General features: G+C 60.4%; 13 protein-coding genes. All 13 read right to left on the minus strand.

Annotated elements, in window-relative coordinates; all coding sequences use genetic code 11:
* Window positions 1-1,775: polysaccharide biosynthesis protein (locus SRAH_RS08435; RefSeq protein WP_029462909.1), on the minus strand; the 1,775-nt coding region annotated here is incomplete at its 3' end.
* Window positions 1,776-2,975, minus strand: coding sequence for a DegT/DnrJ/EryC1/StrS family aminotransferase (locus SRAH_RS08440; RefSeq protein ID WP_029462910.1), 1,200 nt, complete (start codon window positions 2,973-2,975; stop codon window positions 1,776-1,778).
* Window positions 2,976-2,994: 19 nt separating this feature from the next.
* Entirely contained in the window at window positions 2,995-3,651 is a 657-nt protein-coding gene (locus tag SRAH_RS08445; RefSeq protein ID WP_029462911.1) for an acetyltransferase, read from the minus strand.
* 68 nt (window positions 3,652-3,719) lie between these two features.
* Window positions 3,720-4,124, minus strand: coding sequence for a type II toxin-antitoxin system VapC family toxin (locus tag SRAH_RS08450; RefSeq protein WP_029462912.1), 405 nt, complete (start codon window positions 4,122-4,124; stop codon window positions 3,720-3,722).
* A gap of 9 nt (window positions 4,125-4,133) precedes the next feature.
* On the minus strand, window positions 4,134-4,385 hold the full coding sequence (locus tag SRAH_RS08455; RefSeq protein WP_029462913.1) for an antitoxin: 252 nt from the start codon (window positions 4,383-4,385) through the stop codon (window positions 4,134-4,136).
* A gap of 44 nt (window positions 4,386-4,429) precedes the next feature.
* On the minus strand, window positions 4,430-5,038 hold the full coding sequence (locus SRAH_RS08460) for a sugar transferase (protein ID WP_029462914.1): 609 nt from the start codon (window positions 5,036-5,038) through the stop codon (window positions 4,430-4,432).
* 5 nt (window positions 5,039-5,043) lie between these two features.
* Entirely contained in the window at window positions 5,044-6,276 is a 1,233-nt protein-coding gene (locus SRAH_RS08465) for a glycosyltransferase family 4 protein (protein WP_029462915.1), read from the minus strand.
* Between the two features lie 8 nt (window positions 6,277-6,284).
* Window positions 6,285-7,421, minus strand: coding sequence for a non-hydrolyzing UDP-N-acetylglucosamine 2-epimerase (gene wecB, locus SRAH_RS08470; protein ID WP_029462916.1), 1,137 nt, complete (start codon window positions 7,419-7,421; stop codon window positions 6,285-6,287).
* Between the two features lie 265 nt (window positions 7,422-7,686).
* On the minus strand, window positions 7,687-8,133 hold the full coding sequence (locus SRAH_RS08475; RefSeq protein WP_029462917.1) for a type II toxin-antitoxin system VapC family toxin: 447 nt from the start codon (window positions 8,131-8,133) through the stop codon (window positions 7,687-7,689).
* A complete protein-coding gene (locus tag SRAH_RS13250; RefSeq protein WP_439645546.1) occupies window positions 8,130-8,441 on the minus strand; it encodes a FitA-like ribbon-helix-helix domain-containing protein in 312 nt (103 codons plus the stop codon). Before SRAH_RS13250 ends, SRAH_RS08475 begins: the two co-directional genes overlap by 4 nt.
* A 41-nt stretch (window positions 8,442-8,482) precedes the next feature.
* On the minus strand, window positions 8,483-9,499 hold the full coding sequence (gene galE, locus SRAH_RS08480; RefSeq protein WP_029462918.1) for a UDP-glucose 4-epimerase GalE: 1,017 nt from the start codon (window positions 9,497-9,499) through the stop codon (window positions 8,483-8,485).
* A gap of 7 nt (window positions 9,500-9,506) precedes the next feature.
* Window positions 9,507-10,697: a glycosyltransferase family 4 protein gene (locus SRAH_RS08485; RefSeq protein ID WP_369403338.1), complete on the minus strand. Its 1,191-nt coding sequence runs from the start codon at window positions 10,695-10,697 to the stop codon at window positions 9,507-9,509.
* Window positions 10,658-11,755 (minus strand): hypothetical protein, encoded by a 1,098-nt coding sequence (locus SRAH_RS08490; protein WP_149028958.1) that lies wholly within the window; start codon window positions 11,753-11,755, stop codon window positions 10,658-10,660. The genes SRAH_RS08485 and SRAH_RS08490 overlap by 40 nt, the downstream gene beginning before the upstream one ends.
* Window positions 11,756-11,796 lie beyond the last annotated feature (41 nt).

The raw sequence follows: 11,796 nt of genomic DNA on the forward strand, positions 1-11,796 counted from the left end.
GTGGGGCTGGGGTTGTGGCCCAGCAGCAGCTCTTCGTACAGCTTTTCGCCGGGGCGCAGGCCAGTGAGCTCGATGGCGATGTCGCCTTGGGGGTTGGCATCGTCGCGCACGCTCAGGCCCGAGAGCTCGACCATGCGCCGCGCCAGGTCGATGATGCGCACCGGCTGCCCCATATCCAGCACAAACACCTCGCCGCCCTTGGCCATGGCACCGGCCTGGATGACGAGCTGCGCCGCCTCGGGGATGCTCATGAAGTAGCGCGTGATCTCGGGGTGCGTGAGCGTGATGGGGCCGCCATCGCGTATTTGCTGACGAAACTTGGGCACCACCGAGCCCGATGAGCCCAGCACGTTGCCAAAGCGCACCATGGAAAACCGGGTGCCCGCCCCGGTGCCAGCCGATGCCGCCGCCAGCGCCTGCAGCGCCAATTCGGCTAGGCGCTTGCTGGCACCCATGAGGTTGGTGGGGCGCACGGCCTTGTCGGTGCTCACCAGCACAAAATCGCTCACCCCGGCCTGCAGCGCGGCCTGTGCTGTGCGCAGCGTGCCCAGCACATTGTTCTTGATGCCCTCGGCCGGGTTGTGCTCCACCAGCGGCACGTGCTTGTAGGCGGCGGCGTGATAAACCGTGTGCGGGCGCCAGGTTTGCAGGATTTCGTGCATGCGCGCGGCGTCTTGCACCGAGGCCAGCAGCGGCAGCAGCTCGGTCTGCGCCCCATTGGCGGATTCGGCCCCCGCTACGGCCACGTCCCCAGCCCCGGCGCGCTTTTGTTCCAGCTCGTGGTGAATGGCGTAGAGGGCAAATTCGCTTTGCTCGATCAGCAGCAGCCGCGCCGGCCCCACGGCCCAGGTCTGGCGGCACAGCTCGGCCCCGATGGAGCCACCGGCCCCGGTCACCAGCACCACCTTGCCCTCGATGTGGCGCGCCAGCAAAATGTGGTTGGGGGCCACGGGCTCGCGCCCGAGCAGGTCGTCGAGGTCGAGCTCGCGCACATCGGCAATGCTCACCTTGCCCTGCGCCAGGTCGTTCATGCTGGGCAGGGTGCGCACGGCCACGTGGGCGGCGCGCATCTGCTCGATCACCGCGTTGCGGCGCTGGCGCCCGATGTTGGGCATGGCCAGCAGCACATCGCGTATGCCCAGCGTGCGCGCCAGCGCGGGCAGATCGGCCGGGTTGTACACGGGCAGCGCATTGAGCACGTGGCCGTGCAGGCGCTCGTCGTCGTCTAGGAAACCGGCCACCTGCAGCTCGGGGCTGTGCGCCATGGCAGCGGCCAACTGGCGCCCGCTCTGCCCGGCACCGTAGATGAGCACCCGGGGCCGCTCGGCGCGGCGCAACAGGCCCTGATACTGCTCGCCCAGCCAGAGCCGCGCCAGCGCCCGCGAGGCACCCACAAACAGCAGCAGCAGCAGCGGCTGGATCAGGCCCACGGTGCGCGGCACCCCCGGCACCCCAATGGCGGCAAAAATGGCCGCGTACAGCAGCGCATACACCGCCACCGCCCGCGCCACCGCCAGCAGCGCCGGCCAGCCGCTGTAGCGAAAAATAGCCCGGTACAGGCCTGAGACGATAAAAATCGGCAGCGCCAGCGCAATCGAAGCCCCCACCGCCCACAGCGCCGCTCCGGTGAGCGGCACCAGCTCGCCCAAGCGCAGATAAAACGCCAGCCACACCGTGAGCACGCACAGGGCTAGGTCCACCAACAGCGCCACGGCGCGCTTGGCGGGGCGCGGGAGGGCCAGAATAGGGGGGGCGAGTTTAAGTAGATTTTGCATTCAAACCACGTTGCTTGCTGCCTCGCGCAACACCGCTGCCGCCACCACAGCCGCCTTGTCCATTTCTGCGCGGGTTAAAGTGGGGTGTACCAAAAACATCAGGCTGGTTTCGCCCATTTGCTTGGCAATCGGCAGCCGTTCAGTCGGCCGCCAACCGGTGCCGTCAAAGGCTTTTTCCAAGTACACCTCGGAGCAACTGCCTTGGTAGCAGGGCACACCTTGCGCGTTGATGGCCTCAATGATGCGGTCGCGGCTCCAGCCGCTTGCTAGGTTTTCAGGCCGCACGTAGGCGTAAAACTTGTACTGCGCATGCACCGACTCTGCACCCACCAGTTCAGGCAAACGCACCGGCCCATCAGGGCCAGCAAAAGGCAGCAGCGCCTGCCTAAGCAGGGCGGCATGGGCGTTGCGCTGGGCCGTCCATTCCGGCATCAGCCGCAATTGCACCCGGCCAATCGCCGCCTGCACCTCCAGCATGCGCCAGTTGGTGCCAAAGCTCTCGTGCAACCAGCGAAAACCGGGCGCGTGCTGGCGCTCGTACACGGCCGCATAGCTTTTGCCGTGGTCTTTGTAGGCCCACATGGCGCGCCACAAGTGTTCATCGTTGAGCGTGACCATGCCGCCTTCGCCGCCGGTCGTCATGATCTTGTCTTGGCAAAAGCTCCAAGCCCCCACGTGGCCGATGCTGCCCACGCTGCGGCCCTTGTAGCGGGCCCCATGGGCTTGGGCGCAGTCTTCAATCACCTTAAGTCCGTGCCGCTCGGCCAAGGCCATGATCGGGTCCATGTCGCAAGGCCAGCCCGCCAAATGCACGCAGACCACCGCCTTGGTGCGCGGCGTCAGCACCGCCTCGATGGTGCGGGCCGATAGGTTGCCACTGTCGGGTTCTACATCGGCAAACACCGGCGTGGCCCCGGCATTCACCACGCACGACACACTGGCAATAAAGGTGCGCGGCGTTACCACCACCTCGTCACCGGGGCCTATCCCCAGCCCCTTCAGGGCCAAGTCAAGCGCCAGCGTGCCGTTGGCCAAGGCGATGGCGTGGCGCGTGCCACACCAAGCGGCAAACTCGCGCTCAAACTCGCGGCATTCGGTGCCAGTCCAGTAGTTCACCTTGTTCGATTGCAGCACCTGCAGCACCGCCTGCACCTCATCGGCGCTGTGGCTGGGCCAGGGGGAAAAGGCGGTGTTTAGCATAAAAATTGCTGTAATTGATTCACGATTTGCGGCTGGCAAAGGGGGCGGCCGGGTTGCCCACCACCGTGGCCCCTGGCGGCACACTTTTGGTCACCACCGCCCCCATGCCCACCACCGCCCCCATACCTATGACCAAGGGCTGCCCGGGCTGGCCCTGTTTGATCACGGCACCGGTGCCAATGTAGGCGTGGTCTTGCACCACCACATTGCCGTTGCACATCACACCGGGGGCAAAGGTCACGTAATCGCCAATCACGCAGTCGTGTTCCACGTAGCTGTACAGGTTGGCATGGAAGTGCTTGCCAATTCGGATGTTGCTGGTGAGGGTGACAAAGGGGCAGAGAATGGCCCCTACACCCAGTTGCACATCGTCTAGCTGCACCACGTTCGCGGCGCGCACCTCGAAGAACTGCACACCATCGGCCATGCAGCGCTCCACCAGCTTCTGGCGCACGCTGCTGTTGGCTATGGCAATGTTGATGTGTCGGCTGGTGGCTGGCAAGGCCAGCCAATCGGCATAGCGCAGCACTTGGTGGCCATTGCACTCGGCTGCGGGGGGGTTGTCGTCCACAAACACCAACTGGTGCGGCTCGCCGCTGGCGGCCCACTGCTGGCGGGCCAGTGGCAGCACAGCACGGCCACAGCCGCTGGCACCAAAAATGGCGATTTGTTTCATGGCGGAAAATTTGCTTTTGTCACACCTGCAGCGTTTTCATGATGGGCATTGCTTGCGCTTCCTGCGTTCTATGCGCCCAGCGCCCATTCCTCTACCGCCAAGCCCGGTACGCGCAAAAACTCTCTGGCGTTGTTGGTGATCAGCACCGAGTCCTCGGCCAAGGCGTGCGCAGCAATCATCAAATCCATGCCACCAATCGGCTGCCCGGTGCGCTCCAGCGTGGCCCGAATGTGGGCGTAATGGTGGGTAGCCTCTAGGGGCCAAGGCCGTACGTCAAAACCCGCCAACCACGCTTCCACCGCTGCCTTGAACTTGGGTGACGCCAACTTGGCTGCCCCAAAGCGCAGCTCGGCCGCCACGATGCCCGACAGCCACACTTGGCTGCGCTCAAGCCCGGCAAAGCGCGCCACCATTTCGGCAGGGTGACGCCGCAGGATGTAGCTGCAAATGTTGGTGTCCAAGGTGCGGCGCATGGCGCTCGCTCAGCCCCAGTTGCGCTCTTGCGGCTGAAGGTCTTGCCTGTCGGCCAAAAAGTTGTCTGGCAGGGGCGCTGCGTTGGCGTAAAACCCCTGCAGCCAAACGCCCATGTCCTGCGTGGTCGGAGTTTGCGGGTGCAACCATAAATCAGCTCCAACCTGCTCGATGCGCACCTCTTTGGCCGTCAGGCGCAAGCGCGCAGGCAAGCGCAACGCTTGGCTGCGACCACTCATGAATACCTTTGCGGTGATGGTCATGGCACCCTCCTTGTCATATGACTCTGACGTATTACAACACAAACTCAGTCGCCATGCACCTTGTTTTGCGTGCCCTTAAACTTGGGCATGGTGGCCTCGCCTTGGGCGCTGATGCCATCGCGAAGCAGCACCTTTTTCACGGTGAGCCAGAGGATCTTGATGTCCAGCCACAGGCTGCGGTGGTCCACGTACCACAGGTCGAGCTTGAACTTGTCTTCCCAGCCAATGGCGTTGCGCCCATTTACTTGCGCCCAGCCCGTGATGCCGGGGCGCACCTCGTGGCGGCGGGCCTGCTCGGGGGTGTAGAGCGGCAGGTATTCCATCAGCAGCGGGCGCGGACCCACTAGGCTCATGTCACCTTTTAGCACATTCCACAGCTCGGGCAGTTCGTCTAGGCTGGTGGCGCGCAGCCAGCGCCCAAAGGGCGTCAGGCGCACGGTGTCGGGCAGCAACTGGCCATCAGGGCCGCGCGCATCCGTCATGGTGCGGAATTTCACCATTTGGAACGGTTGGCCGCGCAGGCCGGGGCGCACCTGGCGGAAAAAAACCGGGCTGCCCAGCTTGCGGCGCACCTGCCAGATCAGCAGCAGCAGGGGCAGTGCCAAGGCCAGCAGGCCTAGGGCTGAAAGTACAAGGTCAAACAGGCGCTTCATGGTGCTCAACGGCTTTGTGCCAACTGCTTGAACAATTCACCAAACCGCTGTACGCCAACTTCCAAACCCAAGTGCTGTTGGTAAAACGCCTTGGCCTGCCGGCCCATCGTTGCCAACTCATCGGGGCTTGCGTTGGCCAACTGCTCTGCGGCTTGGGCCAAGGCTTGCGGGTTTTCTGATTCGGTAACCACACCGCCACCAGACTGTTGGACCATCTCGGCGGCGTCTCCACCCACTGCCATGATTAGCAGTTTACCCGCTGCCATATAGGCTTGGGTTTTTGAGGGAATCGTGATTTCAAATAGCGGGTCTTTGCGCAAATGCACCAGAAGCGCGTCCGCAGCTTGCAAGTAAGCCCCAACCTCGGTCATGGGTACGGCGGGCAAGAAAACCACATTGCTTAGGTGCCGTCGCGCAGCTTCGGATTTTAGACGCTCCAGTTCTACCCCGCCACCCAGCATCACCCAGCAGACCCGGCTGCCTTGCTGCTGCAGCAACTCTGCGGCTTGCAGTACAGTGTCCAACGCCTGAGCCTTGCCCATATTGCCAGCAAACAAAATACGAAATTGGCCCGCACTGGGAAATGTGGCGGCAACCTCTCCTACTGGAGAGGACAGCGACCCTTCGTCGGCCCAGTTGTACACCACGCTCAACTTGGCTTCGGGCACGCCTCGTTGTTGCAACAGGCGCTTAAAGCCTGGTGACAGCACCACGATTCGGTCCACCCGTCGATACACCCAATTGCACACCACATCCACCACCCGCAGAGCACGGGCGTTGTTAAGCATACCCGTTGCCCGCAAGGTATCGGGCCACATGTCTTGAATGTCGTACACCACCGGAATGCGCAGGAAAACACGCATGATGCTCGCCACAACGCCCACCGTCAATGGCGGGTGATAGGCATAGATCACATCGGCCCGCTTGGCCACGAACAGACCATAAAACAGTGCCGAAGCCGCAAAGCTGGAGTAATTCAGCACCCGCTTCAGAGCCGATTGGTCGTGATTGGGATAGAGCGGCACTCTGGTGATGTGGACGCCATCGATGTGCTCGCGTTGCAAGCACTTCAGCTTGTAGCCCGGGTATAGCTTGCCGCCAGGGTAGTTTGGGAAGCCAGTCAGCACCTCCACCTCAAAACCCTGCCTCACCAATTCGCGGGCAAACACCAAGCCCTTGAAGGTGGGTTCAGGGTCAAACCATTGGGTCAGCAGCAGAACGCGAATGGCTTTGCGCACCGGCGGCCTCAGTACTTCTTCCACACCACACGGTTCACGTAGTCGGTGTAGCTGTGGATAATGCGCAGCACCTTTGCGCTCACATTGGGCATGCTGTAGTCGGCCACCAAGCGCAGCGCGCGCTCGTGGCCACGGGGCTGGGTTTGCAAAATTGCCAAGCCCTGGCGCACGCGCTCTACCTCTAGGCCCACCATCATTACGGCGGCTTCTTCCATGCCCTCGGGGCGTTCGTGCGCCTCGCGCAGGTTCAGGGCCGGAAAGTTGAGGATGGACGACTCCTCGCTGATCGTGCCGCTGTCAGACAGTACGGCACGGGCGTTCATTTGCAAGTTTACGTAGTCGTGAAAGCCCAGTGGTTTCAGCAGGCGCACCAGAGGGTGAAACTTGGCACCTGTCAAGTCCACCCGCTTTTGGGTGCGCGGGTGGGTTGACACCACCACTGGCAAGCCGTGGTCTTGGGCCACGGCGTTCAGCACGGCAACGAGCTTGGTGAAAGACTTATCCGATTCGATGTTCTCTTCCCGGTGCGCGCTCACCACAAAGTACTGCTCGGGCTGCAAACCCAAGCGGCCCAAGGCGTCAGATGCCTTGATCTGGGGCAAGTAGTGGTGCAGCACCTCGTACATCGGGCTGCCGGTTTTAATCACTTGGTCGGGTGGCAAGCCCTCGCGCAACAGGTAGTCGCGGGCAATGGTGCTGTAGGTGAGGTTGATGTCGGCGGTGTGGTCCACGATGCGCCGGTTGGTCTCTTCGGGCACGCGCTGGTCAAAACAGCGGTTGCCGGCTTCCATGTGGAAAATCGGCACCTTGCGCCGCTTGGCCGGAATCACCGACAGGCAGCTATTGGTGTCGCCCAACACCAGCATGGCTTCGGGCTGCTCTTGGGCCAGCACCCCATCCACGGCTGTAATCAGGTTGCCTATGGTGTTGGCGGCGCCCGTGCTGCCTGCGGCACTGTTCAAAAAATAATCAGGTTTGCGCACACTCAGGTCGTCAAAAAACACCTGGTTCAGCTCGTAATCGTAATTCTGCCCGGTGTGCACCAGCACATGGTCGCAATGCGCATCCAACTTAGCCAACACGCGCGACAGTCGAATGATCTCGGGCCGTGTGCCTACGACCGACATGACTTTAAGCTTCTTCATACTTCAAATAAAATATCACAAGGTGCCCGGGAATCACTGCGCTGATTTTGCACTTACACCTTGGGCACCATGTGCTCCAGGTGGCGTTGCTTCATTGGCTGTGAGTGCGCTTGGCTCGATGCCAAAGATTTCGGTAAATTCATTTTCAAACCGCTCCTTTATACACGAGCCCCGGGGCAAAACGATTGCGGTGCTCATGCAGCCCAGCAGGGGCAGTGCCAAGGCCAGCCGGCCTTGGCTGAAAGTACAAGGTCAAACGGGCGCTTCATGGCCCGCTTGGTTTTACATCCCAAGGGTTGATTACCGTCAGATGGTCGATCCCCTCGAAGTCCTTGGTGTTGCGGGTCACCAGTGGCAGCCGATTGGCCAGTGCAATAGCCGCAATTTGTGCGTCTTCTGTGGTGATGGGTCGCCCAGATCGCACTCTTTGTGCTCGAACCATGGCGCAATGTGCTGCCGCAGCGGCGTCAAAAGGCAAGCAGCGCCCCGACCATTCGGACGCAAACATTTCCTCGGCCGCTTGTGCCAAACCATCGCGCCGTTTGCCTGCAGGCAGCAAAGCCACGCCCGTCAAAATCTCGGCTTGTGTAATGGCCGACGTTCTCATGGCCGCCTGCGGTAGTTGCGCAAACCACGCCATCACCTTGCTGGAAGGGTTTTCGCGCATCAATTCCGACAGCACATTGGTATCCAGCAAGTAGGCGGACGTCATGACAAGTTGGGAGCAGGGCGTGGTGCTTGTCTTGGCGGTATGGGCAGGTCGTCGGAACCCAAGCCCCTAAAGCGTTGGTTCACCCGCTCGGCAAAATTCAGCGCCTGGGTACCAGGGGTGTGGCCCAACACCACACTCTGCAGAATGTGTCGAGCCTCCTGCTCCATAGACCATCCGTGCTGTGCGGCGCGCACGCGCAGACCCAGCTTAACGGATTCATCAAGATTGCGGACGGTTAGGGTACTCATCAGGCGCTCCGGTTCAGCCAACAGGTTTTTATTGTAAGCAATGATTGCACTGCATGCCATCCATCAAGGAATCATCCTCCTGCATCCATCCCGCCATGCGCTCAAGCATAACCATCAGGGTTGCGTTCCTGCCAGCGCCAAGTATCGGCCATCATGTCGTTTAGGCCGCGCTGGGCGCGCCAGCCCAGTTCGGCCATGGCCTTGCTGGGGTCGGCCCAGCATTGGGCAATGTCGCCGGGGCGGCGCGGTGCCACCTTGAAGGGCACCTTGCGGCCACTGGCTTGTTCGAATGCGCGCACCATTTCCAGCACACTATAGCCTTGGCCGGTGCCTAGGTTCCACACATGCAGGCCGACGCGGGCTTCAAGGGCTGCCAGCGCTTTCAGGTGGCCTAGTGCCAAGTCCAGCACATGGATGTAGTCGCGCACGCCGGTGCCGTCGGGGGTGGGGTAGTCGTCGCCAAACACGGCCAGCTCTTGCAGCTTGCCCACTGCCACTTGGCTGATGTAGGGCAGCAGGTTGTTGGGTATGCCGTTGGGGTCTTCGCCCATTAGGCCGCTGGCGTGTGCCCCCACCGGGTTGAAATAGCGCAACACTGCCACGCGCCAGCGCGGGTCAGACACAGCTAGGTCGTGCAAGATTTCTTCCACCATCAGCTTGCTGCGGCCATAGGGGTTGGTGGGGCGGCCGGTGGGTGTGGTTTCGTCTATGGGCATGCGCTCGGGCTCGCCGTACACGGTGGCCGAAGAGCTAAACACCAGCCTAAACACACCCGCTTGCGCCATGGCTTGGCACAGCTTGAGGGTGCCCGCCACGTTGTTGTCAAAATACGCCAGTGGCTGCTGTACGCTCTCGCCCACGGCCTTGAGGCCGGCAAAGTGCAGCACGGCATCTACCTTGTGGGTGGCAAATAGCGCATCGAGCAGGGCACCGTCGCGAATGTCGCCCTGCACAAACTGCGGCGCTTTGCCCGCCAACTGCGCCACCCGCGCCAGCGATTTGGCCGAGCTGTTGCACAAGTTGTCCAGCACCACCACAGCGTGCCCTGCCTGCAACAGCTCCAGCGTGGTGTGCGAGCCAATGTAGCCGGCACCGCCGGTCACGAGGTAATGGCGCATCAAGGCTTCATCCTTCACTGTGCCTCTTGGCACCTACTCCCAGCACCTCCATCAACTTCTGGTTGATGCGGTTCACATCAAAGCGCTCTTCGGCCAAGCGGCGGCTTTGGGCGCCCATCGTGGCCACTAGGCCGGGGTTATGCACAAAGCGCAGCAGGGCTGAAGCCAATGCAGGCACATCGCGGGGCGGCACCAAAAAGCCATTCACGCCTTCCACCACCGTTTCGCGGCAGCCCGGTGCATCGGTGGTGATCACGGGGCGGCCCATGGCCATGGCCTCTTGCGTGCTGCGCGGCACCCCTTCCCGGTAGTAAGACGGCAACACATACACGCTGGTTTTAGCCAGCCAAGGCTTCACGTTCACCTGTCCGGGCCACTCCACGGTGCCATCGTCCAGCCAGGGCTGGATGTCGGCTTGGCTAAGGGCGCCGGGGTTTTCATCCAGCGCACCCAACAGATAAAACCGCAGTTGTGGGTGCTGCGCCTTAACCAAGCGCGCCGCCTGCAGGTATTCCAAGATGCCTTTTTCGCGCAGCAAGCGGGCAATGAGTGTGAAGCTGATGGGCTCGGTGTGAGGGGGGTGCAAAGGCCAATCTTGCAGCGGTACGCCTATGCCGCCAAGCAACACCGTTTTGTGCGGCGGCAGGCCGCACAGGCGTTGCAAGTCGGCAGCGTCATCGGGGTTGAGCACCACCACCCGGTGTGCCAGTTTAAAAGCCAAGCGGTACAAGCTGGCTAACAACACGCCCAGCAGGCGCTGCATGGCACTGCGGCCATTTGCACCTTCGGTAAAGGCATAGCCCATGCCCTCTACCATGGCCACGCGGTGCGGCACGCCCGCCAGCGCAGCAGCCAGCATGCCCCAAACATTGGTTTTGGCGGCGTGGGTAAATACCACATCGGGTTTGTGAGCCTTAAAGCTGCGCCACAGTTGGACTGCGGTGCGCAAATCGCCCAAGGGGTTTAAGCCTGCGCGAGATAAAGTGTATGCCCCGGTTTGGGCACCCAAAGCCTGCGCGGCCTGTTCGGTTTGCGGCTGCCAGTTGGGTGCCAGCACTTGCACGTGCACGCCAACAGCACACAGCGCTTCAATCAAAGGGCTGCGGAAGTTGAGGACCGATGTGGTGCATTGGGAGACGATGGTGAGGTGATAGGGCATTAGTGGGTGGTGCTGAGGGCTACAACCGGCACAGGCCATAATCGGAAGCGGCGCTTTAATCGCACAGGAGTAATGGATCTGAGTGCCATAGACTTATTTTGATAAATCACAAAAAACGCCACAACTATCGCGAGATAGTTGAATGTACGCAACCGAACTGCTGTGCCTAAATTGTCATTGCCCAGCAACCAAACGATCGAATACACAACAAAAAACACAATCAAATAATCAATAAATTTATTGCTGTGGGCACGGTTGGCCACTACATAAGCCAAGAATAAAACAAAAGGTATGGTTTCAAGCAAAAACACTGCTACTGCTGCCATGCCAGAAAAGTGCAGGCCAAAAAGCTGCGCAGCAGTGGATCTGATCAAATCAGGAAAAAATGTGGCTGCAGACGCAAACTCAATTCCTAATGTGGAACCGCCGCTCATCTCGTCAAAGAGCTCACGGTAGGTTAATATCGGTTCTAGCAAACCCAAAAGGTAAAACCCAAATAGTGCAAAACCAACTAGCAGCACTGAAACCATGGATGAGGACTTTTTGAAGCTGTAGAACCCCGAAAAAAACAATGCCACCAAATAAGCAAAACCCAGATATGGCCGAAGCGTGAATAGCGCCATTGCAAAAGCCAGCCCAAGCAAAAGCAACGCAGCGCGCTGGCCAATTCGTGGCTCCTCTGCCAGCGCCTTAAAGACAAAAAGGCCAACCGCCCAGACTATTAGCATGAAAACGTCGCGGTAAATGTCCATGGCGTAAAAAATAATTGTGGGGTATGCCGCAACTATGCAGGCTGCAGCCCAATAAGCCCGTACCTTAAGCGGGGATTGTTTAACCTTGCACAAAGCCGCTACGCACATCGGCAGCACTAAAAAGGCAATAAGCGTTAGCGCATTGCTTACACCTTGACGCGAATAGAGCGACCACTGATAGAGAACTCTCAGCAAAGTGTTCCATGAGTTAACCGTCGTATCTACAATGCCCCGTGCATAGGCGTCATAGAAATAGGAGTCGTTGCCTCCACCAAAGAAGTCTATTCCTATTTGCCTTAAAAGAAGCACCAGCTGAATTTTAGCTGTCGCATCCCGGATGATCATATAGACTCAAGGCGCTCTCCTTTGTTCATGGCCAGAGCGGT

This window comes from Serpentinimonas barnesii (assembly GCF_000696225.1).
Classification (GTDB): domain Bacteria; phylum Pseudomonadota; class Gammaproteobacteria; order Burkholderiales; family Burkholderiaceae_C; genus Serpentinimonas; species Serpentinimonas barnesii.

What these genes read in the sequence shown, in the direction of transcription:
- SRAH_RS08475 (WP_029462917.1), bottom strand. Translation starts at nt 8,133, where the DNA reads ATGACGTCCGCCTACTTGCTGGATACCAATGTGCTGTCGGAATTGATG.
- SRAH_RS08460 (WP_029462914.1), bottom strand. Translation starts at nt 5,038, where the DNA reads ATGAAGCGCCTGTTTGACCTTGTACTTTCAGCCCTAGGCCTGCTGGCC.
- SRAH_RS08490 (WP_149028958.1), bottom strand. Translation starts at nt 11,755, where the DNA reads ATGATCATCCGGGATGCGACAGCTAAAATTCAGCTGGTGCTTCTTTTA.
- SRAH_RS13250 (WP_439645546.1), bottom strand. Translation starts at nt 8,441, where the DNA reads ATGGCATGCAGTGCAATCATTGCTTACAATAAAAACCTGTTGGCTGAA.
- galE (WP_029462918.1), bottom strand. Translation starts at nt 9,499, where the DNA reads ATGCGCCATTACCTCGTGACCGGCGGTGCCGGCTACATTGGCTCGCAC.
- SRAH_RS08455 (WP_029462913.1), bottom strand. Translation starts at nt 4,385, where the DNA reads ATGACCATCACCGCAAAGGTATTCATGAGTGGTCGCAGCCAAGCGTTG.
- SRAH_RS08440 (WP_029462910.1), bottom strand. Translation starts at nt 2,975, where the DNA reads ATGCTAAACACCGCCTTTTCCCCCTGGCCCAGCCACAGCGCCGATGAG.
- wecB (WP_029462916.1), bottom strand. Translation starts at nt 7,421, where the DNA reads ATGAAGAAGCTTAAAGTCATGTCGGTCGTAGGCACACGGCCCGAGATC.
- SRAH_RS08450 (WP_029462912.1), bottom strand. Translation starts at nt 4,124, where the DNA reads ATGCGCCGCACCTTGGACACCAACATTTGCAGCTACATCCTGCGGCGT.
- SRAH_RS08485 (WP_369403338.1), bottom strand. Translation starts at nt 10,697, where the DNA reads ATGGCCTGTGCCGGTTGTAGCCCTCAGCACCACCCACTAATGCCCTAT.
- SRAH_RS08445 (WP_029462911.1), bottom strand. Translation starts at nt 3,651, where the DNA reads ATGAAACAAATCGCCATTTTTGGTGCCAGCGGCTGTGGCCGTGCTGTG.